This window comes from Mycobacterium sp. NPDC003449, assembly GCF_053588415.1.
In genome coordinates this window covers 1-22,518 of the sequence record NZ_JBSFPX010000054.1, presented here as the reverse complement: position 1 = coordinate 22,518, position 22,518 = coordinate 1, and the positions used below count along the sequence as shown (strand labels likewise).

Here is a 22,518-nt window from a genome sequence, read left to right as displayed (position 1 = left end):
CCGGCTAATCGGATACCTGTACGACTACCTTGCCGACCCGGTCCGGATCGGCGAACCGCCGGTGCGCCGCAGCCAGTTCGGCGAAGCCGTACACCCGGTCCAGGACCGGGCGTACCGCGCCGGTCGCCACCCTGGGCCACACCTCGGCCTCCAGCTCGCGACAGATCGCGGCCCGCGCTTCGTCGCCGAGTCTGCCCAGGCTGGACGACGAGAGCTCCGCTCCCTTGGCCATCACCACGCCGAGATCGACCGCCGCGTCGGTTCCGCCCGCCACGCCTACGACGACGAGCCTGCCGAACGGTGCCAGTGCCGCCAGGTTGTCCGCAACCGTTGCGGCGCCCTGGTTGTCCAGGATGATGTCTACTCCGTCCGGTGCCTTCTGCCGCAGCGCAGCGAAGACGTCGGTGCCGCCGTAGTCGATCACCTCGTGACAACCCAAGCCGATACACAGTCCGGCCTTGGCGGCACCCCGCGCGGTTCCGATGACGTGGGCCCCGAAGGCGCGCGCCAATTGCACGGCAACCGTTCCTACGCCACCGGCCGCACCGTGTACGAGCACCAGTTCACCCGCGTGCAGGCGCCCCCGGTGCATCAGGTTCCACCACGCCGTTGCGGCCGCCTCCGGTAGCGCCGCGGCGGCCGGCTGGTCGAGGCTTTCGGGAATTTCCAGACACGCCCCGGCCGGAACGGCGACGTACTCGGCGTAGGACCCGGCCCGGGTCACGGCGGCCACCCGGTCGCCCTGGCACCAGCGTTCGGCACCGGGGCCCACCCGTGCCACCGTCCCCGCGCACTCCAAGCCAGGGATGTCGCCCGGCGGTGCCGGCATCGCGCCGCGGCACTGCAGTATTTCGGCGTTGTTGAGACCGAAGGCTCCGACGGCGACAAGGACCTCTCCGGGGCCCGGCTCGGGCACCGGTACCTGTTCGACGGTGAGCCCACCCGGTTCACGCAACACCGCGGCGAGCATCGTCGCGGTCATCGCAGCACCAGATCGGCGTGGAAATCGACTACCGCACGGGCGAATTCGACAGGGCATGTTTCCGGGCTGGAGATGTCGCCATCCACCAGTATTCGTTCGACGGCCTGCGGGAAGGCCGCGAGTATTCGATCCCGACGTCCGTAGGCGCGGGGGTCACGGGCAGAGGCCAGACACAGTACCGGCCCCGGATAGCGGGATATTCCGTCCTCTGACCGGTAGGCGGCCACGGCCGCGTGGCCGCGATCGGGATCCGGATGCGAAAGCACATCGCGGATGTACCGATGTAACACCGCCTCATCCGCGTTCGCCAGATACTCGCACCGACGTTGCCAAAGACGCGCGAGGTGGGCGCCGTCCGCCTCGGCGGCAATGGCGTTGAACGGTGGTGCAGTTCGGCGGCGCGCCCGTTCCTCCGCATCGATGAACGGCGTCGAGGAGAGCACCAGGGACTGCACGCGCTCAGGCGCCGACACGCCGAGGTGATACGCCACCAGGCCGCCGAAGTGGTGCCCGACCACATGTGCGGATTCCACTTCGAGAACGTCCAGTATCGCCAGCACTGCGGCCGCTGTCGCCTCGATAGTGTTGTCCTGTAACGGTTGCGACGAGCCGTAACCCGGCAGGTCGGGCACCACGATCCGATAGCCGGTGAGCTGGTCCAGCACCGCGCGGTACTCGTCCCAGCTGCGCGGCGTCTGGTGCAGCAACACCAGGTGCGGCTCACCACCGGGTCCGGCGTCCTTGGTGACGACGTGCATACGCCCCAACGGCGTGTCGAGGTAAGCGGGCGTCGGCTCGGTGCCGGTCACATGGCCTCCAGTGCGATTCGATGTGCCTGATTCCATCTAAGGCACACTTGGGACTGTCGGCAAACAGTGAATTGCGCTTCTACACATCGGATTAGCCGATGCAGTGCGCCACAGAAAGTGATCGTTGGGTCTCGGCGCTGCCGAGACTCAGACCGGTTGGGCCACGACAGCACGACAACGGTCCGCGAAGGCACGGGCGCGCCGGCTCATCCGCATCGATTGCAGCGTCGCGACGACCACCCGCAACGGCCTCACGTCATCGGCGAGTGGCACCGCCACCACACGGCCGCCCGCGTACGTGGTGTCGGTCGCCGGCCGCTGGTGGAGCAGGCTGAAGCCGTGATCCTGGGCGACCATGGCGCGCACCGTCTCGTAGCTGCTCGACCGGTACTGGACGTTGGGCGTCAGCCCGCGATCGGCGAAGACTCCGATGAAGTAGTCACGGCTGTAGGGTAAGTCGACGAGGATCATCGGCTCGTCAACCAGGTCGGCCAACCGCACACTGCTGTTGTCGGCAAGCCGGTGGGAGGCGGGAAGAGCTACGTAAGGACGGATTTCAGCCAGCACGTCGCGCTCGATGCCGTCGCCGAGGGCCAGATCGTAGGTCAGCGCGACTTCGGTCCGGCCGGACTCCAGACACTCCCGGACCTCGCCGGCGACCGCTTCCGTCACCTGAACGTCCAGGCCCGGGTGCTCCCGCTTGAGCCCGGCGAGTACCGACGGTAGGTAGAACGGTGCGATCGGGCTGAAACAGGCGACCTGCAGTGGCCCCCAGAATGCCTGCGCCTCACCGGCTATCGATTCCAGTGATTCGGCGAGCGCGGTAAGAATCTGGCGCGCCCGCAAAAGCAGTTCGCGGCCCGATGCGGTGAGGATCAGCCCCTTGGCGTGCCTCCTGATGAACAGCTGGACCCCAAGCTCTTTTTCCAGGTGCGCGACGGCCGACGACACCGCCGACTGCGCGACGTAGAGATCCTCGGCCGCTCGCGTCATGCTCTCCCGCTCGGCCACCCGGATGAAGTACCGCAGCTGAGTCAGCGAGATGCCGCGCAGCTGATCGACGCCCGTCACGGTCCGCCCAGTACTGACGGCAGCCAGGTCGCCAGCGATGGGATCAGGATCACCAGGATCAGCACGGCGACGGTCGCCAGCAGGAACGGCGTGTTGGCGCGCAGCACGCCCCAGGCGTCGACCTTGGCGATCTTGGCCGCCACGACCAACGACATGGCCACCGGTGGCGTCACCTGACCGATGATCACCGTCAGCACGATGATCACCCCGAAGTACACCGGATCGATACCCACCTCGAGCATCGTCGGCAGCATCACCGGCATGATCACCGGGATCAACGGGTCGAACAGCATTCCGGCCACGATCGCGGTGACCGCGAGCACCACGACGTAGCCCAACTGCACGTCTCCCGGCACGATCAGGGTCGCGAAATCGGTGAGGGCCTTGGGCAGTCCGGCCATCGCCAGCACCGCGCCCAGCGCCACCGACACTCCGACGATGAGCATCACCTCGCCGGTCAGAACCGCGGCTTCCACCAGGCAGCGGTACAGCCTGCGCACACCCAGCGACCGGAACACCACCGCCGAGATGATGATCGCGTAGACGACGGCGAAGGCGCCGGATTCGGTCGGGGTGAACACCCCCAGTGTCAGCCCGAGCAGGACGATCACCGGAACGCCGAAGGCCAGGATCGACCCACGCATGGTGCGCCACACCTCAGACCAGCTGAACGGGATCTTCTCGCCCCACCCGTTCCGTTTCGCCTGCACCGCAACCACCACCATCAGCACCACGGTGAGAATGACACCGGGGATGATCCCGGCAAGGAACAGCGCGCCCAACGAGGTACCGGTCGCCGCGGCGTACAGGATCATCGGCGACGACGGCGGGATCAGCGGGCCGATCCCCGAGGATGACGCGGTCACTGCGGCGGCGTAGGGCGCCGGGTAGCCGTGCTTCTTCATCTGCGGTATGAGGGTGGACCCGGTGCCGGCGAGATCGGCCACCGAGGTACCGACCATGCCCCCGAAGAACAGGCTGGTCGATACGTCGACCTGCGCCAACCCGCCCGGTAGCGACCCGAAAATTGCTCGGGCGAAAGCGAATACCCGTTCGGCCATGCCACCTGCGTTCATCACGACACCCGCGAGGATGAACAATGGCATCGCCAGCAGCACGAAACTGCTCATACCGTCGGTTACCTGTTGCGGATATTGCAGCATCCAGGATCCGCCGAGGGTGACGTACAGCGCCACACCGCCTGCCATCGCGATGATCAGCGGTGTGCCGAGCAGCAGCAGGCCGACGATGGCACCGAGGGCGATCGCCAGCGTCACGACTGATCCTCCTCGAGCCGGCGCAGGATCGCCGCGCGACAGCCGGGCAGCTGGATCAGCACGATGAGGGCCGCGGCCAAGGCGCCCACCGGCAGCGCAGCGGTGAAGAAACCACGCGGCAGTCGCAGGTACGGGCTGGGATCGTCGCCGAATTTGACCACGTACTGGTAGGCGAACCAGGCCAGATGCAGCAGCACGACCGCCGCGACCAGATCGGTGGCCAGCCCCAGCCATACCTGTGCTTTGACGGGCAACCTGCCCACGAACGCCCGCACCGCGATCGATTCACGGCGACGGACTCCGAGAGTGAATCCCAGCATCGTCAGCCACAGCATCAGGCCGGTCACCAATTCCTCAGTCCAGCCCAGCGGGGAATTGACGACGAACCGCAGCACCGCGTTGGCGAACAGGATCAGGGTGATGGTGGCCAAGGCGGCCGCAGCCAGGGCCTCCAGCACCCGGTCGATCACCGCGTGGGTGTCCCGATCCGCATCGATCCCGGCCTCGGAATCCACTTGCCGGGCGACTTCTGAGGTTTCGGCGATCGGGTGTGTCTCGCTGCCCGCCGTCATACCTGCGCTCCTTTGTCATGGTCGGCGACCCGGGAGTCGAGCAACCTGCCGAACCCGGGCCGTGCCGCACGGACATCGGCCAGCTCAAGGGCGTACCAGAACGACGCCTGGACGGCGCTGACCACAGGTTTGCCCAGTTCGGCTTCCAGCGCCGCGATGGCGCCGACGCTGGCGAAGTTGGTGCAGCTGACGAACACCGCGGTGGACTCGTCGGTGTCCGTCTCAACCGCGAGGTCGTAGACACGTTCCAAGGGCACCTCCGCCAGTTCCCGATCGCTGGTGATGCCCAGCCCGACGCTGGCCAGTACCGGATGCCCGTTGTCACCGAAGAATCGATTGGCCCGGTCGATCACCTCCTGCCGGTAGGGGGTCACCAAGGTGATCGGCCCGGCCCCGACCGCCTGCAGCGCGGCGATGCTGGCGGTGGAGGTGGTGGTACACCGACCGGACAACCCGCTCCACTGTTCGAGGTGCTCGACGAGCATGCGATCCCACGCGGTGCCGTGCAGGAACGACGCACTGGTGCCACCGAATACGAGCACGTCCAGCGGCGCCTGCGCCACCAGTTCGACCGCGGTGCGCAGCTCCGGTGATCGCATCATGGCGTCGATTCCGGCCACCGTGACACTCGGCAACGTCACCCGGCTGGTGTGGATCGTGGCGGCCGGCGTGGCCATCGCATACATCTCGGCCTCCATGAGCGTGCTGGAGGCCATGTAGACCAGCCCGACGCGGGCCGCGGTGTTCAGCGCCCCCAAGGGCAGCCGCGGGCGTTGCCGGTTCGGCGCGGCGCTCACCGGCTGTACTCGGCGAGGACGCGGTCGGCGAAGTCGCCGGGAATGTCGTCGGCAATCTGCTCTCGCACGGTGGTGACCGAACCGCTCAGGCGGTTGACGTCGGCCTCGTTGACCTCGACACCGGCCGCCTCGAACTTGCCGATCAGTTGTTTGTCGGCCTCCGCCCCGGCATTGCGGCTCGTGGTTGCGGCGGCAGTGGCTGCCTTCTCCAAGCCCTGCTGAATCTCGGGAGACAGCTCCTGCCAGCGGTCCTCGTTGATCGTCAGATACACCGGGCTGTAGATATGCGCGGTCAGCGACAGGTGACGCTGCTTCTCGTAGAACGAGAACGCATCGATGACCTTGAGCGGGTTCTCCTGCCCGTCGAGTACTCCCTGATCGAGCGCCAGGTATGCCTCGCCGATGTCGATCTGGGTAGGTGCCGCTCCCAGCGACTCGAACAACGCCACCCGCGCCGGATTGCCCGGTACGCGGATCTTCAGACCGGCCAGGTCGGCGGCGGTCACGATAGGTCGCTTGTTGTTGGTGATGTGCCGGAAGCCATTCTCGCCGAAGGCAAGTACCCGGGCGCCAACGGATTCGACCAGGGAGTCGCTGAGTTCGTCGCCGTAGGGCCCGTCCAGGAACTCCACGACGGTGTCGCGATCGGTGAACAGGAACGGCATGTCCATGATGTTGAACGTCGGGTCCAGGTTCGCCACCGAACCGCTCACCGCGGCGACGTCGATCGCGCCGGCCCGCAGGCCCTGGAGCACGGCCTCCTCGTCGCCGATGGCACCGCCGCTCTGCACCGTGACCTCGACCGAGTCACCGAGTTCGTTCTGGACCTCGTCGGCGAAGGCCAGCAGCATGTCGGCCAGCGGGTCGCCTTCGCTGGTCTCCACCGCCAGCATGAGTTGCGTGGTCCCCGAGTTACTTTCACCCGAACTCGAGCAGGCCGACAACGCGAGCGTGGCGACAAGGCCACACATCGCGATCACCTTCGGTAGTGACGTCATCGCTTGTCCTCTCATGCGCCCAGCGGATCTTCGGCTGAAATGACTCAGTGTCGCGAGCGGGCGTCGATGCCACCGCGATGGAGTCAAGATTCCGAATACTGCTGGACCGCGTCAAACAGTCAAAAGCGACCGTCTGCATCTGTCAAACAGATCCTCTGTAACACGAATTTAATTGCGGCAGAGGAAACTTCGATGTGACGCGAACTTAACGGGACGAGGTTAAGTTATCTGGTCGGACAGTGCGGGCGAACCCTCGTTCGAGCCGTGGGCGCGGTGGTCACGCCCATGCGGGCCTACGCTGTGAAGCGCAACCCGGACGCAAACCCGGCAGTGTGATCATTGTCATGACAGGCCCACACTGCTCGCGAAAGTCATTCTCGGCCAGCGAAACCTGGCCTCGACAACATGAAAGGGCCGCCGGAGCGGCCCTTTGCGTCGGCGGGGAAGTCAGCCGATCTTGCGGTCGCGGCTCTTGCGCCGCGAGGCCAACTCATCCTCGGGGGAGGCGATCGCCTCGCCGCCGTCGGCACGTTCACCTGGGAAGTCGGCGATGGTGCCGGTCAGCTCGCGCATCGCACCCGACACCGCGATGCCGAACACTCCCTGACCGCCCTGCAGCAGGTCGACGACCTCCTCGGCCGACGTGCATTCGTACACCGTGGTGCCGTCGGAGAACAGCGTGATGTTCGCCAGATCCTGCACACCGCGCTGCCGCAGATGGTCGACCGCGACGCGGATGTTGTGCAGTGAGATGCCCGTGTCGAGCAGTCGCTTGACGATCTTGAGGACCAGGACGTCCTTGAACGAATACAGCCGCTGGCTGCCCGAGCCGGCCGCGCTCCGGATCGAGGGCACCACCAGCGAGGTGCGGGCCCAGTAGTCCAGCTGCCGGTAGGTGATGCCGGCGATCTGGCAGGCGCTCGGACCTCGGTAACCGACCAATTCGTCGGGAACCGAATCATCCGGGAAGAGCCCGGCCTGAACCGGTCCGCTGGACGGTCCGACGGGGGCCTGCGCCCCACTTCCCGAGGTCAGATCCAGCTCTCCCTGCCGTGGCATGTCACCCACTGTGAATCCTCTCGCCGATCGCACCCCGCAGCACCTGCACCGCCGCGACCTGCGCCGCAATCATTTGCTGCGAGCCCGAATGTGTCGAGCATACGCTTCCCGCCGAGCCCTGACTGCCCGTCGCCCTCAAAGTATGGCTGCCCCATCGGGACTTCCACGACACCCGCACCGCGTGTCGACGTCGATGCGGCCAGTTGAAACGTATCCGTGACCTGGCCTCGACCCTACGCAGTGGGACGGTTCATGTCGCCTTGAAATCGTCCGGAGACACGCTGTCGAGGAACTCCTTGAACTTCTCGACCTCATCCTCGCGGACCGTTCCGGCGGCTTCCTCGTCGTTCTCATCGGGGATCAGCAGGCCGGCTTCGGCCAGCACCGCCTCCTCCACGTAGATCGGCACCCCGACCCGCAGCGCGATGGCGACCGAGTCCGACGGCCTGGCCGAAACCTTGACATCGCGGTCGAAGATCAGGTCGGCGTAGAACGTGCCTTCCTGCAGGTCGACGATGCGCACCTCTTTGAGCGAATGGCCGAGAGCGGCAATCAGATCTCTGATCAGGTCATGGGTCAGCGGCCGCGCAGGCTCCACACCCTGCTGTTCGAGCGCGATCGCGGCTGCCTCGGACTGGCCGATCCAGATCGGCAGGTACCGGTCACCGTTGGACTCGCGCAGTAGCAGTACCGGCTGGTTCTGCGGCTGCTCTACGCGAATGCCGACTACCCGAACCTCAGCCATCTGTGCCTACCCTCCGCACCGCTGTGCTGTTCCGACGCTGTTATCCGAAAGCGGATCTGATCTGACGAATTAGCCGTCGAAACGAGTCTAATCCTCACCTATCCAGAACGTCGCGCACGGCCGACTTGATCAACGACGTGTGCAACGTGATCGCGAGCGCCGCCACTTCACGGGCCAGGTCGTCGGCCCGGTCCCTGGCCCCGGCCTTGCCGGCCTTGACCACCGGCCCGGCGATCTGGGCGATCAGGTCGGACTGACGGTCGGCGGCGGAGCGGAACGCACGCAGATGTCTCGGCTCGACCCCGTAGTCGGCCAATGCCCTGGCACACTGGGCGATCACCACCGAATGCTCGTCGAAGAACCCGGCGGCACCGGTGGTGATGACACCGTTCTTGACCAGCGCGCCCAGCAACTCCTCGTCGATCCCGGACCGGGCCAGCAGATCCTCGCGCGACAACCGGACCTGCGTCGGCGCCACGCCGGACACACCGTCGGCGTCATCGCCGTCGCCCTCGGTCACCGTAACCAAACGCGGTACTCCGTAGGCGGATCCGGCCTGCGGCAGCTCGCCGTCGGGCTGGGTGTCCAGCTGCGCCTTGATCACCTTCAACGGCAGGTACTGGTCGCGCTGGGCGGTCAGGATGAATCGGAGCCGGGCGCAGTCGTAGGCGGTGAACCGCCGGTACCCCGACGCGGTGCGTTCCGGTGTGACCAGCCCCTCGGCTTCCAGGAAGCGGATCTTGGAGATGGTCACATCCGGAAAGTCGGCCCGCAGTAGGTCGAGAACTGCGCCGATCGACATCCCGGCCGGTGCAGGTCTGTCGGGGGCGGTCATCGGCTAGCTGGTCGAGCCGCTGTCGTCGTCGGACCGGGGCCCGGTCAGAAAGACCAGCCGGAACTTGCCGATCTGGACCTCGTCGCCGTTGGCGAGGACGGCCGAATCGACCGGTTCGCGGTTGACGTAGGTGCCGTTGAGGCTGCCCACATCCACCACCTGGAACTCGCCGCTCTCCAACCGGAACTCGGCGTGACGGCGGCTGACGGTGACGTCATCCAGGAAGATGTCGCTGTCCGGATGCCGTCCCGCCGACGTGGTCGCCTGGTCGAGCAGGAATCGGGATCCGGCGTTCGGCCCCCGTTTGACGACAAGCAACGCCGAGCCCGCGGGCAGGCCTTCGACCCCGGACACGGCGCCCTCGGCACCGGTCGCGGCGGGCGCATCCAGTTCGTTCAGGAAATCTGCGCGGAAGACCGACGTGGTCTCCACCGTCACATCTTCCGACGTCTGGTCAGCCCCCAAATTGCTGTCTTTCTCCGTCACCCGCTGCTCCTCACTGGCTGCTGTGGCGTTGCCCGGCGGGGGCCCAGCCGTCCTCGGTCTCACGTCGACCGTACCGCGCAACACGCATCATTGGGTCCACCACCGCAGGATCCGATGGGGTTGATGTCTGCCTGCCTGGCACGGCCGAACCGGTCACGCAAAACCCTAACAACTCGTTACTCCGTGACGACCGCGCGGTAGCCGTCCGCGTCGAGCAGACCGGACAGGGCGTCCTCGACCGTGCCCGGCTCCAGCCGCAGATCCACCAGCCAGCCCTCGCCGTACGGATCGGAATTGACCAGCTGCGGGCTGCCGTCCAGATCACCGTTGACCGCAACGACTTTCGCGCTGACCGGGGCATACAGGTCAGAAACCGACTTGGTGGACTCCACCTCGCCGAAGGCGTCACCGGAGGACAACACGGCGTCGACGTCGGGAAGCTGGACGAACACCACGTCGCCGAGCGCCGACTGGGCGTAGTCGGTGATGCCGACGCGGACCGTATCGTCACCGGTACGCGCCACCCACTCGTGTTCGGAGGTGTAGTACAGGTCGGCTGGGATCTCGCTCACGACGCTCCTTGATGGTCAGGAAATCGAGTGTTCATTTGACGGGCTGAGCGTATTGGCGCGGTTTCGGTTGCCGCAAGGCGGTGACGTCGATCCGCTCGGCCTGTTGCACCGTCATCGTCCCGCCGACGCGTTTCACGCTGTCGGTCGCCCCACCAGGAATGTTCATCGCCGCCGCCAGGGTGGGCGGATCGCCAATCGCCGCAACCGAATACGGGGGCTGCAACGCCACATTGTCGATCGTCAGCTCGCCGGGGGCTCCGACCACCCAGGTGTCGACCCCGACCCGGACCGCGGACTGCTGGTCCCCGCCACCCCGGATCTCGATGGCTTCGGCACCCGCGGCGCGCAGCTCGTTGATCACATCCAGCATGGTTTCGGCGGCCACCCCCGGCGCGTTGTCCTCGATGGTGAGCGTCACACCGGGGCCGGTGGCCGCGACGGTGCCGATCTGGATCGACAACGCGGCCAGCCGGGCCTGGGCGTTCTCGATCGCCGCCTGGTCGCTGCTGCCCGAGGCCTGCATCTGCTGCAACGTTCGCTGCAGGTCGGCAACCTCGGTGTTGAGCGATCCCTCCCGCTGCTGCAGCGAATCCAGCAGCACCAGTAGATCGGCCGGACGGGCCGTCTCCAGCGAGTCCCCCGACTCGTTCTGGCGCACCTGGGTCACGATCGCGACGCCCAGCAGCACACACAGCAACACCCCGAGCGCACCGAAGATCAGCTGCGACCGGGTGCGCCGCAGCGCCCGCAGGTTCGCGAACCGGCGCGGTGCGGTGTCGGCGGGCATCTCGTGCCTGCCGTGATGTTCGGCGGGTTCGCCGGCGTGGGTGGGCTGAGACTCATTCATGTCAGGCGCCGAACAGCCTGCGCCGCAAGGCGGCGGCGTTGCCGAAGATCCGGATTCCCAGCACCACGATGATCGCCGTGGACAGCTGGGTGCCCACGCCCAGCTGATCGCCGACGTACACGATCAGCGCCGCGACCAGCACGTTGAACACAAACGACACCACGAAGACCTTGGAGTCGAATATCCGCTCCAGATACGCCCGCAGACCGCCGAACACGGCGTCCAGCGCGGCTACCACGGCGATCGGCAGATACGGCTCGACGATCTCGGGCACGCTGGGGCGGAATACCAGGCCCAGCACGATACCGACGACCAGAGCGGCGATTCCGATCATCTGCGCGGCCAATCTGTGCGAATCACACCGTTATCCAATCTGCTTGGCGAAGTTCACATCTCGGACCGAGACCGCGGGCACGCCAAGGCCGTCCCCCGCGCTGACCTCCACCCCGACACCGTAGGAGGTCTCCAGCAACCGCAGCCGGTGCAGCGCGGGGCTGCGGTCGAACGTGCCCGCCATCGCGTTCGGCGGGCCGATGGCCACGATCTCATACGGGCTGGTGATCGGCTGGTTGTCGACGAGAATGCCGCCCCCGGCCTGGCGGATCGTGACGCCGGCACCGACCCGAACCCCGTCGACCGAGATGGCCTCGGCACCGCTGCCCCACAGTGAGTTGACCACCAGCTGCAAATCACGGTCCAGGATGACCTGCTGGCTGCCCGCAACCCGCTGTTTGGACACATCGCTGAGGTCGCGGGACATACCCGGATCGGTGACGGTCACGGTCAGCCCGGGCCCGATCATCGGTTTGGCCGCGGCCTCGATGCCCGCCGTGTCGAGGTCACCGAGCAACTGCTGGCCGTTCTCGTCCATCCCGAGCCTGCTGCGCTGCTCGGCGTCGACCTGATCGACGAGCGCATCGCGTTCGGCGCTGGCCCGGTCGGCCGCCGCCTCGACGGTGCGGATCCGGCCGGCCAGCGCGTGCTGGGCTTCGCGGGCGGCCGGCGCGGCGGTCTGAGCCTGCGCGGCGGCCGCCGCGAACACCGTGGCGATCGCCAACGCGGCCACCACCTGCCAGCCCCACTCCCGCCAGCGCGGCCGCCGTCCCGCACCCGCCTCGCGCGCGGCGGCGGCCGCGGCGTAGCCGGGATCGAGATGCTCGGACAACAGCGAACGCAGCAACGACGGCACCGGGATGCGTTTGGGCGCGTCGGCCTGGTGGGCGTTGAGCCCCGCCTCCGAGTCGTAGCCGCCGAGCAGGCTCATGGGCGTGGCATCCGGCGCACCACCATGACGACCTGGATCAGGTACAGCACCGCCGACCACAGGTAGAGCGCCAGTCCCCAGATCAGAAAGGCCCACCCGCAGGCCAGGATCACCCGGCTCCACAGCGCATCCCAATGGCCGAACAGGATCAGCGGGAAAGCCGACATCAGCGCGAACGTGGCGGCCTTGCCGATATAGGTGACCGGCAGGGCGGTCACCCCCCGGCTGCGCAGCACCGGCAGCGTCGCGGCGAGCACCAGGTCACGGCCCAGCAGGGTCAGCACGATCCACCAGGGCACCGCACCGTAGACCGCGACGGCGACGGGAACGGTGACCATGTAGATGCGGTCCACCAACGGATCGAGCAGCGCGCCGAGCCGCGAGGACTGGTTGTCGACCAGCCTTGCGATCTTTCCGTCGGCCCAGTCCGAGAACCCGCTGAACATCAGCACCGCGACGGCCCAGGCGTGCGCATGCGCCACCAGCAGTAGATACAGGAACACCGGCACCAGCACCAGGCGCAGCACGCTGAGCGCGTTGGGCACGGTCAGCACCCGGTCGCGGGCACCGGCCGCACCCTCGGTCGCTGCGCTCCTGCCCCCCGGAGCGGGCGCGTCGTCCATGGTCTAGAACTTAGCGGAATACTCCCGGCAGGCTCAGCGCCGACATGGTGTCGTCGTTGAGCGGGTTGTCGTGAACCATGTAGGTCCACGTCGAGGTGGGCCGGGCCAGTTTGGACAGGTCGATGCCCGGTTCCTCCTCGATCCGCTCGGCGGTGTCGAAGGTCTGCTGGGCGGCCTCGATCGCGTCGGCGGCCAGCGAGGCGAACGCGTCGACGGCCATCCGGTGGAACTCGTCGAGCGGGTTCTGCCTGCCCAGCGCCCTCAGGTGGATGCTTTCCCTGATGTCGGCCAGGAACGCCAGGTGGTCACACCAGCCGCGGTCCAGGTGGTAGAGCATGATCAGCCGGCAGGTCTTCTCCAGCTTCGCCTCGGCGTCGTCCCCGAGCTCCTCGGCGAGCTTGTCGTACCGCTCCGGCGACCGTTCCTTGATCTCGTCGCGCGCGGTCGCGGTGCGCAGCAGCGTTTCGCGGCGCTCGACGATGATCGCGCGCTGCTGGGCGATCAGCTGGTTGTAGCGCCAGGTGTTGGCGTGGACGTCGAGCAGGCGGCCCTCGGCGACGCGCTGCGCGTGGTCGAGCAGACCGGCCGCCTTCGGGTTGATGACGCGACCGTCCGCCTGGTCCGGGTCGGTCTCCATCGGAAGTTTGCCGGGATCGAGGTGGGCCACCACCAGTTCGTCCTCCCAGCTGGAGAAGAAGACCGAGGAGCCCGGGTCGCCCTGCCGGCCGGCCCGGCCGCGCAGCTGGTTGTCGAGGCGTTCGGTGTGGTGGCGTCCGGTGCCGACGACGTGCAGCCCGCCGAGCTCGGCGACCTCCTTCTTCTCGTCGGCGTCGTCGGAGACCTCGGATCCGCCGAGCCGGATATCGGTACCGCGACCGGCCATCTGGGTCGACACCGTGACCGCGCCGAGCTTGCCCGCCTCGGCGATCACGGCGGCCTCCTCGGCGTCGTTCTTGGCGTTGAGCACCACGGCGGGCACCCCGGCCTTCACCAGCTTCTCGTGCAGATCCTCGGATTCGGCGACGTCGTGGGTGCCGACCAGCACCGGCTGACCGGTCTCGTGCACCTCGGCGATGTGCCCGACGATCGCATCGTGCTTGGCCGCGGCGGTGACATACACCCGGTCGGTCTCGTCCTCGCGGATGTTGGGGGTGTTCGGCGGGATCGGCGACACCCCGAGCTTGTAGAACTGGCGCAGCTGCTCACCGGCGGCCAGCGCGGTGCCGGTCATCCCGCACACCGTCGGATACCGGTTGATCAGGGCCTGGACCGTGATGGTGTCGAGCACCTCGCCGGTTTCGGTGGTGGCGATGCCCTCCTTGGCCTCTACGGCGGCCTGCAGGCCGTCGGGCCAGCGCTGCAGCGAGGCGATCCGTCCGCGCGACGCGTTGATCAGGTGTACGGCACCGTCCCGGACGATGTAGTGCACGTCGCGCTGCAGCAGCGTGTGCGCGTGCAGGGCCACGTTCACCTCGGTGAGCGTGGTCGCGACGTGATCCTCGGAGTACAGGTCGATCCCGCCGAGTTCGGCCTCGAGCTTGCGGGCGCCGGCCTCGGTGAGATGCACGTTGCGGCTGTCGGTGTCGGTGTCGTAGTCGGTGCCTGGGGTCAGCTCCCCCACCATCCGGATGATCTCCACCCTGGGCTGCTCGCGGTGGCTGGTGCCGGCCAGCACCAGCGGCACCAGCGCCTCGTCGACGAGCACCGAGTCGGCCTCGTCGATGAGCGCGACGTCGGGGTTGGGTGACACGAGATCGTCGACGTCGGTGACCAGTTGGTCGCGCAGGACGTCGAACCCGATCTCGTTGACCGACGCGTAGGTGACATCGCATTCGTAGGCGGCGCGGCGCTGCTCGGCGGTGGAGTCGGCGGTGATCCAGCCGACGGTGAGCCCGAGCGCCTCCAGCAGCGGGCTCATCCATTCCGCGTCGCGGCGGGCCAGGTAGTCGTTGATCGTGATGACGTGGACACTGCGCCCGCCGATCGCGTACCCGGCCGCCGCGATCGCACCGGCCAGGGTTTTGCCTTCGCCGGTGGCCATCTCGACGACGTCGCCGGCCAGCATCCGCAGCGCCGCGAGCAGCTGCACGTCAAAGGGCCGCAGCCCGGTGGACCGCTCGGCGGCCTCCCGCGCGATCGCCAGGAACTGCGGGGTGTCGGCCGAGGCGGCCAGGTCTTCAAGGTGCAGCAGCTTGGCGGCCTTGGTGAGCTTCTCGTCGTCGAGGTCGGCGGCCTTGTCCTCGAACCCGGCGGCCCCCTTGACCTCCGACAGCGAACGCGCTTGGTTCCGCTCGGTGCTGGCCCCCAGTAGCTTCCAGAACTTGCTGCTCACGCGCCCCGGTTTGGCGCTGGACGTCTTCGGCACATGTTCACGGTACGCGGGAGCGGGCCGGCGGCTCGATCGGCGGCGCCCGGACTCACCACCCCCGTCGCGCCCGCGTCCGTCCGGAACCGGGTGTGACACCGTGGCCCAAATCACATCTGCCGCGTACGCACCACCAGTCACGCCCGCCCCGGGTTTCGGGCCGTCCGCCCACCGGCGCCGGGCCGCGCACAGGCGGGCAGGTCGCGCGGGTGTTCCGGCGCGGCCCGCGCGGCCGCACCGTTCGACGATCCGGCGCGACACACGTCACCGTTGTGTCATAACTCCACGCGGCCGACTTCAGGACCGCGCGGTACGTTGCCCGCATGGAGAACGAGATGTTCATCCCGACCCTCGACTGGGGCAGCGAGCTTCTGACGTCGCTGGTGTGGATCGCCAAAGGCTGGGCGATCGCCGCGGTCGCCACCGTGGTCATCCTGTTCCTGATCTTCCGGCTCACCGAGTGGGGCAGACAGTCCTGGCGCATCACCGGCGCCTACTTCACCGGGCGCTCCAGCCTCAAGGTCTGGCTCTGGCTCGCCGTGCTGCTTCTGTCGGTGATCGCCGGGGTCCGGCTCAACGTGCTGTTCACCTTCCAGGGCAACGACATGATGACCAGTTTTCAGGTCATCGCCTCCGGCCTCGCCAACGGCGACGAGGCGGTACGGACGTCCGGCAAGAACGGCTTCTGGCTGTCCATGGGCGTTTTCACCATTCTCGCCGTCCTCAACGTCGCCAGGATCATGTTCGACCTCTTCCTGGCCCAGCGGTTCATGCTGGCGTGGCGGACCTGGCTGACCGGACGGCTCACCGGGGACTGGCTCGACGGCAAGGCCTACTACCGGTCCCGCTTCATCGACGACACCATCGACAACCCCGACCAGCGCATCCAGAGCGATATCGACATCTTCACCGCCGGCGTCGGGCCGCTGCCCAACACCCCGAACAACACCTCGACCTCGACGCTGCTGTTCGGCGCGATCAACGCCATCGCCTCGATGATTTCGTTCACCGCGATTCTGTGGAATCTCTCGGGCAATCTGACCCTGCCGCTGATCGGGGTCGAGATGCCGCGGGCGATGTTCTGGATCGGCATCCTCTACGTCCTGTTCGCCACCACCATCGCGTTCTGGATCGGCCGGCCGATCATCTGGCTGTCGTTCAACAACGAGAAGTACAACGCGGCGTTCCGCTATGCGCTGGTGCGGCTGCGCGACGCATCGGAGGCCGTGGCCTTCTACCGCGGGGAGATCGCCGAACGCACCGGCCTTCGCCGGCTGTTCGCCCCCGTCGTCGCCAACTACAAGCGCTACGTCAACCGGATGGTCGGCTTCTACGGCTGGAACCTGTCGGTGAGCCAGGCCCAGGAACTCATCCCCTACATCGTGCAGTTCCCGCGGTTCCTGAGCGGCGATATCAATCTCGGTGCGCTCACCCAGACCGCCAGTGCGTTCCGCGAACTCATGAACGGCCTGTCGTTCTTCCGTAACGCCTACGACTCGTTCGCCGGCTACCGGGCCGCGATCATCCGTCTGCACGGCCTCGTGGTCGCCAACGCCGAGGCCCGCGGGCTGCCCGAGGTCACCACCACGCCGTGTGTGGACGGCACCGTGCAGCTGACCGACGTCGAGGTCCGCACGCCCGACGGCAGGCAGCTGATCAAACCGCTCGACCTGCACCTGCAGGTCGGCGACACGCTCGTGGTCACCGGCCCGTCCGGCAGCGGCAAGACCACGCTGCTGCGCAGCCTGGCCGAGTTGTGGCCGTTCACGTCGGGCACCCTGACCCGCCCGTGCGGCCCCAACGAGACCATGTTCCTGTCCCAGTTGCCCTACGTTCCGCTCGGCGACCTGCGCGCGGTGGTGACCTATCCGGGTGAGGAGGGTTCGGTCGACGACGAGACCCTCAAGCGCACCCTCGACGAGGTGGCACTGGCCCATCTGGCCGGCCGGCTCGACGAGGTGCAGGACTGGGCCAAGGTGCTCTCGCCCGGTGAGCAGCAACGGATCGCCTTCGCCAGGATCCTGCTCGTCAAGCCCAAGGTGGTGTTCCTCGACGAGTCGACCTCGGCACTCGACGAGGGCCTGGAATTCATGCTGTACCAACGGGTGCGCACCCAGCTGCCCGACACCATCCTGGTCAGCGTCAGCCACCGCACCACCGTCGAACAGCACCACACCCACGAGCTGGAGTTGCTCGGCGACGGCGAGTGGCGGCTGGGACGAGTCGACGGTGACGGCAAAGACGACGCCGACCTGATCACGCAGCCGTAACCGCCTCCTGCCGGTAACTTCCCCGCCATGGAGATGTTCACCCAGTCACTGGACTGGGGCAACGAGATCCTGTCCTCGCTGTGGTGGGTGGCCAAGGCCTGGGCGATCAGCGCACTGACCGCGGTGCTGGTGCTGGCCGCGCTGGCCCGCTTCACCGCCTGGGGCCGTCAGTTCTGGCGGGTCACCGGCGGGTATTTCGTTGGACGCCAAAGCGTCCCGGTGTGGGCACTGCTGGGTGTGCTGCTGTTGTCGGTGATGGTGTCGGTGCGGATGGACGTGCTGTTCAGCTACTACGCCAACGACCAGTTCACCGCGCTGCAGGTGGCCTTCGAGGGCGCGGGGGCGGGCGACGACGCGGTCCGCGACTCGGGGATCGCCGGCTTCTGGATGTCGATCGTGATCTTCGCGCTGCTGGTGACGGCCGACATCACCCGCACCCTGCTCGACGTGTATCTCATGCAGTACTTCATCATTCGCTGGCGGGTGTGGCTCACCCACCGGCTGACCGGCGACTGGCTCGGGGACCGGGCCTACTACCGCGGCCGGTTCCTGGCCGCGTTCGGCGGCACCCCGATCGACAATCCCGATCAGCGGATCCAGCAGGACATCGACGTGTTCACCACCGGTACCGGGCCGGAAACCAACACCCCCACCGTCGGCACCGCGCAGACACTGCTGTTCGGCTCGGTCAACTCGCTGGTGTCGGTGGTGGCGTTCACCCCGATCCTGTGGAATCTCGCCGGGCCGCTGACGCTGCTCGGCGTGACGATCCCCAAGGCGCTGTTCTGGATCGCGCTGTTGTGGGTGGTGGCGACCACGGTGGTGGCGTTCTGGATCGGCAGGCCGATCATCCGGCTGACCTTCCGCAACGAGCTCACCAACGCCGCGTTCCGCTACGCCCTGGTGCGGATCCGCGACGCCGCCGAGGCGGTCGGCTTCTACCGCGGTGAGCGCACCGAGCGGGCCACGCTGACGGTCCGGTTCGCCAGGGTCATCGCGAACTACCGCAGGCTGGTGCTGCGCGGTGTGGCCTTCCTGGGCTGGAACCGGTCGATCAACCAGATCATCGATCCGCTGCCGACCATCATCCAGGCTCCGCGGCTGTTCGCCGGCGAGCTCAAACTCGGCGATGTCACCCAGTCCTCGAGCGCGTTCAACTCGGTGCAGAGTTCACTGAGCTTCTTCCGGGCCGTCTACGACGCGTTCGCCGGCTACCGGGCCGCCATCATCCGCCTCGACGGGTTGGTCACCGCGAACGAACAGACAAGGGCGCTACCACGATTGGCGTCGGGCGTCAGCAGCAACGGCGGCGTCGAAGTCGAGGATGTCGAGGTGCGTTCGCCGGACGGCGCGCTGCTGCTGGACAACCTCGACCTGCGGTTGTCCCCCGGCGATTCGCTGGTCGTCACCGGCCCGTCGGGAACCGGGAAGACGACCTTGCTGCGCAGCCTGGCCGAGCTCTGGCCCTACGGTGCGGGCACCATCCGGCTTCCCGAGGACGGCGGCGTGATGTTCCTGTCGCAGCTGCCCTACGCGCCGCTGGGCGATCTGCGCACGGTGGTGTGCTATCCGTCGCCGTCGGGCAGCTACGGCGACGAGGAGATCCGGGATGTGCTCACCGCGGTCGCGCTGGGCCACCTGGCCGCCCGGCTCGACGAGGATTCGGACCGGGACTCGGATTGGAGCAAGGTGCTCTCCCCCGGCGAACAGCAGCGCATCGCCTTCGCCAGGGTGCTGCTGGCCCGGCCGCGGGCGGTGTTTCTCGACGAGGCCACCTCGGCCCTGGACGCCGGGCAGGAGTTCGCGATGTATTCGACGCTGCGGGCCCGGCTGCCCGACACCATCACGGTCAGTGTGAGCCACCGCGAGAGTGTCAACCGCCATCACGATCGCGAGCTGGCGCTGCTGGGCGAGGGCCGCTGGCAGCTCACCTTCACCGCCGAGCAGACGTGAAACTGCCCTAAATCCGCCAGAATTGGGCAGCTTTATGTCTGCTCGCGGGAGAAGGCGGCGGCGTGGGCACCGGCGCGGCGGCCGAAGAACGAGCCCTCGCCCAACTGGGTGCCACTCGAATACCCCTTGCCGTCCTGGGCGATGTTGGCCGCGCAGGCGCCCGCCGCGTACAGGCCGGCGATCGCGGCGCCGTCCGCACGGAGCACCTCGCCGTCGATGGACACGGTCAACCCGCCCATGGTGAATCCGGAGTACATGGCGCGGCCCAGCGACAGATCGAATACCGCCCACGGGCCGGTGTCCTGCACCGCGAGGTAATCCGGCTGTTTGTGGAAATCGGGGTCGATCCCCTTCGCGGCGTTGTCGTTGTAGCGGCGCAGGGACGCGGCCAGGTTGCCCGCGGGGATGCCGAGGGCGGCCTCCATCTCCTCGATCGTCTCGTACCCGTCGATGAACCGGATCAACGGCATCGCGGGCATCTCCATATGCGCCTCGTCGACGATGAGGTAGGCCTCCTGGTCGGCCTGTTCCAGGACGAACGCCGAGGTGCGCGAATGGTAGGAATCCTCGGCGACGAAACGGTGGCCCTGATTGTTGACGATCAGGCCGGTGAGCAGGATCTCGGGCGGGTAGGCCGCCGCGGTGATGAACAGCTGATCCATGCCGGTGGCGACCCCGCCCGCCGAGACGCCCATCCGGATTCCCAGACCGTCGTCGTTGGGGTTGCCCAGGATGTAGGGTTCGACCTCACCGTGGTGCTTGGTGCGCCGCTTGGTGCCGAGCGCCGGGGTGTACTCGGCCACCATCTCCGGGTTCATGGCGAACCCGCCCGCGGCGATGACGACGGATCTGGCCCTGACGGAGCCGGTTTCGCCGAAGTGCTTCCACCGGGCGCCGACCACCGCACCGTCGTCGGCGACGATCAGCTGGGTCGCGCCGGTCTCGTAGCGGATCGTGACGCCGAGCGATTCGGCCCGCTTGAGCAGCAGGTCGATCACCATGGCGGCACCGCCGAGCTCACCGGGTACCGGCACCGAGTGCCCGCGGGGCGCCGGTTTCACCTGCTCGACGAACGGCCACACCTTCTCGTTTCCGGTGTAGGACAGCCCCTCGGTGCCGGGCGGGACGACGATCTTGCCCGGGTAGAAGCTGCGCTCGAACTGAAACCCCAGCGCCTCAAGCCAATTGAAGTGTTCGACGCTGCCGTCGCAGTATGCCCGGATCTTGTCGAGGTCGGGCTCGCGGGAGACCGCCACCAGGTACTCATACATCGCGTCGGCGCTGTCTGGATGGCCGGTCGCCTGCTGTACCGCGGTGCCCCCGCCCAGGTAGAAGTGTCCGCCCGCCATCGCGGTGGTACCGCCTGCGGCCGCGGCCCGCTCCAATACCAGCACCCTGGCCCCCTCGGCGGCGGCACTGACCGCGGCACAACCGCCCGCTATGCCGAATCCGACGACCACGACGTCGAATTCGTCGGACCAGGACTCGACCTCGGCGGCGCCGAGAACTTCGGGAATGTCTTTCACTGTTGCTGCTCCTGTTTCACCTGGTCGAAGAAGGCCCGGATGTCGGGCGGGAGGTAAGCGATCTCCAGATAGGGCACGCCGGCCCGCGGGGCCGACAGGTAGGCGAAGCGCATACCGCCCGGCATCACCCCGTCGCATACGGCGGGCATGCCGTCGCGCGCGGCATCGGCCAGCTTCGCGTCGAAGGATTCGGGGTCGGCCGCCTCGACGCAGATATGGTGCAGGCCGGGCCCGTTGCGGTCCAGGAACTCGGTGTAGACGCTGTCCCCGCGGCCCGGCGCGATCAGCTCCAACTGCATATCGCCGGCGTAACTGAGCGATATGTCGGCGGTGAAGTCGGCCGGCGCACCCCGGTACCGGCAGGCGTCCGGGCCGAAGTGGACCGCGGGCAGGCGTACCCACCGCCGCGCCCCGAGCAGGGCGCTCAGGGTTTTCTCGGTGGTGTCCAGGTCGTCGGTCACCCAGGCGACTTGGACAGGTGTCTGGTCAGGCATCGCCATGAGGATATCGCCGACCCGCCGGGTTGGCTAGAACGTGTTCTAGTTCTGCCGGGCCAGGGTGCCGATCAGCAGCTCGATCTGGATGTCGAACATCTGCCCGGGCTCGGTCAGGGTGTCGCCGCCGTACTGGCCGAAGACCTCCAGGCTGATCGCCCCGATCAGCCCGGCCCAGAGCAGGAAACACCTGACCATGACCTCGTCGTCGGCCCGCACCCCGAACTCGTCGCGCAACCGGCCCAGGTCGGCCGACAGCGGTTGCGCGACACCGGCATCCGACGTCACCACCTCCCCGCGACGAACCCCGTCGGCCACCGCGGCGAACAGTGCGCCGACGACCCGGGTACCCGGCCCGACCGTGCGCTCCGCCGGAGCGTGGTAGCCGGGAACCGGGCTGCCGTACAACAACGCCCACCGTGCCGGTTGCCCGATGGCCCACGCCCGCGCCGCCTTCGCGATGACCCGGATCCGGTCCCGCCAGTCCGGTTCGGCGTCGGCGACGGCTACCGCATCGGCCAGCTCGGTGTAGGCGTCGACCACCAGCAGGGTGAGCAGGTCGTCGCGGCTCGCGACATACCGGTACACCGCCGAGGACACCATGCCGAGATCGCGCGCGATGGCCCGCAGGGACAGCCCGGCCGCCCCCTCGGTGACCAGGTGGCGCCTGCCGATCTCGACGATCGCGGTCTCGATGCGCTGCCGGCCCAGTTCCCGTTTGCCCACACCGGCAGTCTGCCAGAAATCGAGATCAGTGCTCTTGATTTACCCGTGCCGCCGTGACACGCTGGTAGAGAGAGCAGTGCTCTCGAATTGATCCGGGGATGAGACGAAAGGTCACCCATGACGACGCGCTACGACGCACCCGGCCCGCTGGCCAGGACCGCCAACGAGCTGTTCCGGCGGCTCGCCGAGGGCGGCATCAGCATCGCGGGCACCACCGCCCTGCGGGTCCGCGGCCGACGCACCGGCA

The 22,518-nt window shown here is 67.6% G+C and carries 22 protein-coding genes and 1 pseudogene; 3 read left to right on the top strand and 20 right to left on the bottom strand.

Annotated features, from left to right (window positions below):
- Positions 1–4: 4 nt before the first annotated feature.
- The 17 genes from ACWDTP_RS15995 to secA2 all read right to left on the bottom strand — a co-directional run bounded on the left by ACWDTP_RS15995 (position 5) and on the right by secA2 (position 15,302).
- Positions 5–982, bottom strand: a complete 978-nt coding sequence (locus tag ACWDTP_RS15995; RefSeq protein ID WP_450021352.1) for a zinc-binding dehydrogenase — start codon at positions 980–982, stop codon at positions 5–7.
- A complete protein-coding gene (locus tag ACWDTP_RS15990; RefSeq protein WP_450021350.1) occupies positions 979–1,791 on the bottom strand; it encodes an alpha/beta fold hydrolase in 813 nt (270 codons plus the stop codon). The genes ACWDTP_RS15995 and ACWDTP_RS15990 overlap by 4 nt, the downstream gene beginning before the upstream one ends.
- Positions 1,792–1,938: 147 nt before the next feature.
- Positions 1,939–2,862, bottom strand: a complete 924-nt coding sequence (locus ACWDTP_RS15985; RefSeq protein WP_450021348.1) for a LysR family transcriptional regulator — start codon at positions 2,860–2,862, stop codon at positions 1,939–1,941.
- Complete coding sequence (locus ACWDTP_RS15980; RefSeq protein ID WP_450021346.1) at positions 2,859–4,139, bottom strand: TRAP transporter large permease; 1,281 nt, start codon at positions 4,137–4,139, stop codon at positions 2,859–2,861. Before ACWDTP_RS15980 ends, ACWDTP_RS15985 begins: the two co-directional genes overlap by 4 nt.
- Positions 4,136–4,711: a TRAP transporter small permease gene (locus ACWDTP_RS15975; protein ID WP_450021344.1), complete on the bottom strand. Its 576-nt coding sequence runs from the start codon at positions 4,709–4,711 to the stop codon at positions 4,136–4,138. The genes ACWDTP_RS15980 and ACWDTP_RS15975 overlap by 4 nt, the downstream gene beginning before the upstream one ends.
- Entirely contained in the window at positions 4,708–5,508 is an 801-nt protein-coding gene (locus tag ACWDTP_RS15970) for a maleate cis-trans isomerase family protein (RefSeq protein WP_450021342.1), read from the bottom strand. Before ACWDTP_RS15970 ends, ACWDTP_RS15975 begins: the two co-directional genes overlap by 4 nt.
- Positions 5,505–6,506, bottom strand: coding sequence for a TRAP transporter substrate-binding protein (locus ACWDTP_RS15965; protein WP_450021341.1), 1,002 nt, complete (start codon positions 6,504–6,506; stop codon positions 5,505–5,507). The genes ACWDTP_RS15970 and ACWDTP_RS15965 overlap by 4 nt, the downstream gene beginning before the upstream one ends.
- A 447-nt stretch (positions 6,507–6,953) precedes the next feature.
- Complete coding sequence (locus tag ACWDTP_RS15960; protein ID WP_450021339.1) at positions 6,954–7,574, bottom strand: MerR family transcriptional regulator; 621 nt, start codon at positions 7,572–7,574, stop codon at positions 6,954–6,956.
- A 241-nt stretch (positions 7,575–7,815) separates the two neighbouring features.
- Positions 7,816–8,310 carry a bifunctional nuclease family protein gene (locus tag ACWDTP_RS15955; protein WP_450021337.1) on the bottom strand — a complete coding sequence of 165 codons (495 nt, stop codon included), beginning with the start codon at positions 8,308–8,310 and terminating at the stop codon, positions 7,816–7,818.
- 94 nt (positions 8,311–8,404) lie between these two features.
- A complete protein-coding gene (gene ftsR / locus ACWDTP_RS15950) occupies positions 8,405–9,145 on the bottom strand; it encodes a transcriptional regulator FtsR (protein ID WP_450021335.1) in 741 nt (246 codons plus the stop codon).
- A 3-nt stretch (positions 9,146–9,148) separates the two neighbouring features.
- Positions 9,149–9,631 (bottom strand): glycogen accumulation regulator GarA, encoded by a 483-nt coding sequence (gene garA / locus ACWDTP_RS15945; protein WP_450021333.1) that lies wholly within the window; start codon positions 9,629–9,631, stop codon positions 9,149–9,151.
- 176 nt (positions 9,632–9,807) lie between these two features.
- Positions 9,808–10,203, bottom strand: coding sequence for a glycine cleavage system protein GcvH (gcvH, locus tag ACWDTP_RS15940; protein ID WP_450021331.1), 396 nt, complete (start codon positions 10,201–10,203; stop codon positions 9,808–9,810).
- 31 nt (positions 10,204–10,234) lie between these two features.
- Positions 10,235–11,050: a DUF881 domain-containing protein gene (locus ACWDTP_RS15935; RefSeq protein ID WP_450021329.1), complete on the bottom strand. Its 816-nt coding sequence runs from the start codon at positions 11,048–11,050 to the stop codon at positions 10,235–10,237.
- A gap of 1 nt (position 11,051) precedes the next feature.
- A complete protein-coding gene (locus tag ACWDTP_RS15930) occupies positions 11,052–11,384 on the bottom strand; it encodes a small basic family protein (RefSeq protein WP_450021327.1) in 333 nt (110 codons plus the stop codon).
- Positions 11,385–11,414: 30 nt separating this feature from the next.
- On the bottom strand, positions 11,415–12,314 hold the full coding sequence (locus tag ACWDTP_RS15925) for a DUF881 domain-containing protein (RefSeq protein WP_450021325.1): 900 nt from the start codon (positions 12,312–12,314) through the stop codon (positions 11,415–11,417).
- The gene (locus ACWDTP_RS15920) at positions 12,311–12,937 is read right to left on the bottom strand and encodes a CDP-alcohol phosphatidyltransferase family protein (RefSeq protein ID WP_450021323.1); all 627 of its coding nucleotides are present in this window, start codon (positions 12,935–12,937) and stop codon (positions 12,311–12,313) included. The genes ACWDTP_RS15925 and ACWDTP_RS15920 overlap by 4 nt, the downstream gene beginning before the upstream one ends.
- A gap of 10 nt (positions 12,938–12,947) precedes the next feature.
- Positions 12,948–15,302: an accessory Sec system translocase SecA2 gene (gene secA2, locus ACWDTP_RS15915; RefSeq protein WP_450021321.1), complete on the bottom strand. Its 2,355-nt coding sequence runs from the start codon at positions 15,300–15,302 to the stop codon at positions 12,948–12,950.
- A gap of 323 nt (positions 15,303–15,625) precedes the next feature.
- Between secA2 and ACWDTP_RS15910 the strand changes: the two genes are divergently transcribed.
- Both ACWDTP_RS15910 and ACWDTP_RS15905 read left to right on the top strand, forming a co-directional pair.
- Positions 15,626–17,572, top strand: coding sequence for an ABC transporter ATP-binding protein/permease (locus tag ACWDTP_RS15910; protein ID WP_450021319.1), 1,947 nt, complete (start codon positions 15,626–15,628; stop codon positions 17,570–17,572).
- A 27-nt stretch (positions 17,573–17,599) separates the two neighbouring features.
- Positions 17,600–19,525, top strand: a complete 1,926-nt coding sequence (locus ACWDTP_RS15905; protein ID WP_450021317.1) for an ABC transporter ATP-binding protein/permease — start codon at positions 17,600–17,602, stop codon at positions 19,523–19,525.
- 32 nt (positions 19,526–19,557) lie between these two features.
- Here ACWDTP_RS15905 and ACWDTP_RS15900 read toward each other — a convergent pair whose 3' ends face one another.
- The 3 genes from ACWDTP_RS15900 to ACWDTP_RS15890 are packed head-to-tail and all read right to left on the bottom strand — an operon-like array spanning position 19,558 to position 22,271.
- Positions 19,558–21,051, bottom strand: coding sequence for an FAD-binding protein (locus ACWDTP_RS15900; RefSeq protein ID WP_450021315.1), 1,494 nt, complete (start codon positions 21,049–21,051; stop codon positions 19,558–19,560).
- On the bottom strand, positions 21,048–21,545 hold the full coding sequence (locus tag ACWDTP_RS15895; RefSeq protein ID WP_450021313.1) for a VOC family protein: 498 nt from the start codon (positions 21,543–21,545) through the stop codon (positions 21,048–21,050). Before ACWDTP_RS15895 ends, ACWDTP_RS15900 begins: the two co-directional genes overlap by 4 nt.
- A gap of 45 nt (positions 21,546–21,590) precedes the next feature.
- Entirely contained in the window at positions 21,591–22,271 is a 681-nt protein-coding gene (locus ACWDTP_RS15890; RefSeq protein ID WP_450021311.1) for a TetR/AcrR family transcriptional regulator, read from the bottom strand.
- Between the two features lie 117 nt (positions 22,272–22,388).
- Between ACWDTP_RS15890 and ACWDTP_RS15885 the strand changes: the two are divergent.
- Positions 22,389–22,518: pseudogene (locus ACWDTP_RS15885) on the top strand (nitroreductase family deazaflavin-dependent oxidoreductase); the annotation flags it as partial.

What these genes read in the sequence shown, in the direction of transcription:
- ftsR (WP_450021335.1), bottom strand. Translation starts at nt 9,145, where the DNA reads ATGACCGCCCCCGACAGACCTGCACCGGCCGGGATGTCGATCGGCGCA.
- ACWDTP_RS15905 (WP_450021317.1), top strand. Translation starts at nt 17,600, where the DNA reads ATGGAGATGTTCACCCAGTCACTGGACTGGGGCAACGAGATCCTGTCC.
- ACWDTP_RS15965 (WP_450021341.1), bottom strand. Translation starts at nt 6,506, where the DNA reads ATGACGTCACTACCGAAGGTGATCGCGATGTGTGGCCTTGTCGCCACG.
- ACWDTP_RS15930 (WP_450021327.1), bottom strand. Translation starts at nt 11,384, where the DNA reads ATGATCGGAATCGCCGCTCTGGTCGTCGGTATCGTGCTGGGCCTGGTA.
- ACWDTP_RS15955 (WP_450021337.1), bottom strand. Translation starts at nt 8,310, where the DNA reads ATGGCTGAGGTTCGGGTAGTCGGCATTCGCGTAGAGCAGCCGCAGAAC.
- ACWDTP_RS15935 (WP_450021329.1), bottom strand. Translation starts at nt 11,050, where the DNA reads ATGAATGAGTCTCAGCCCACCCACGCCGGCGAACCCGCCGAACATCAC.
- ACWDTP_RS15995 (WP_450021352.1), bottom strand. Translation starts at nt 982, where the DNA reads ATGACCGCGACGATGCTCGCCGCGGTGTTGCGTGAACCGGGTGGGCTC.
- ACWDTP_RS15895 (WP_450021313.1), bottom strand. Translation starts at nt 21,545, where the DNA reads ATGCCTGACCAGACACCTGTCCAAGTCGCCTGGGTGACCGACGACCTG.
- ACWDTP_RS15975 (WP_450021344.1), bottom strand. Translation starts at nt 4,711, where the DNA reads ATGACGGCGGGCAGCGAGACACACCCGATCGCCGAAACCTCAGAAGTC.
- ACWDTP_RS15920 (WP_450021323.1), bottom strand. Translation starts at nt 12,937, where the DNA reads ATGGACGACGCGCCCGCTCCGGGGGGCAGGAGCGCAGCGACCGAGGGT.
- ACWDTP_RS15925 (WP_450021325.1), bottom strand. Translation starts at nt 12,314, where the DNA reads ATGAGCCTGCTCGGCGGCTACGACTCGGAGGCGGGGCTCAACGCCCAC.
- ACWDTP_RS15910 (WP_450021319.1), top strand. Translation starts at nt 15,626, where the DNA reads ATGGAGAACGAGATGTTCATCCCGACCCTCGACTGGGGCAGCGAGCTT.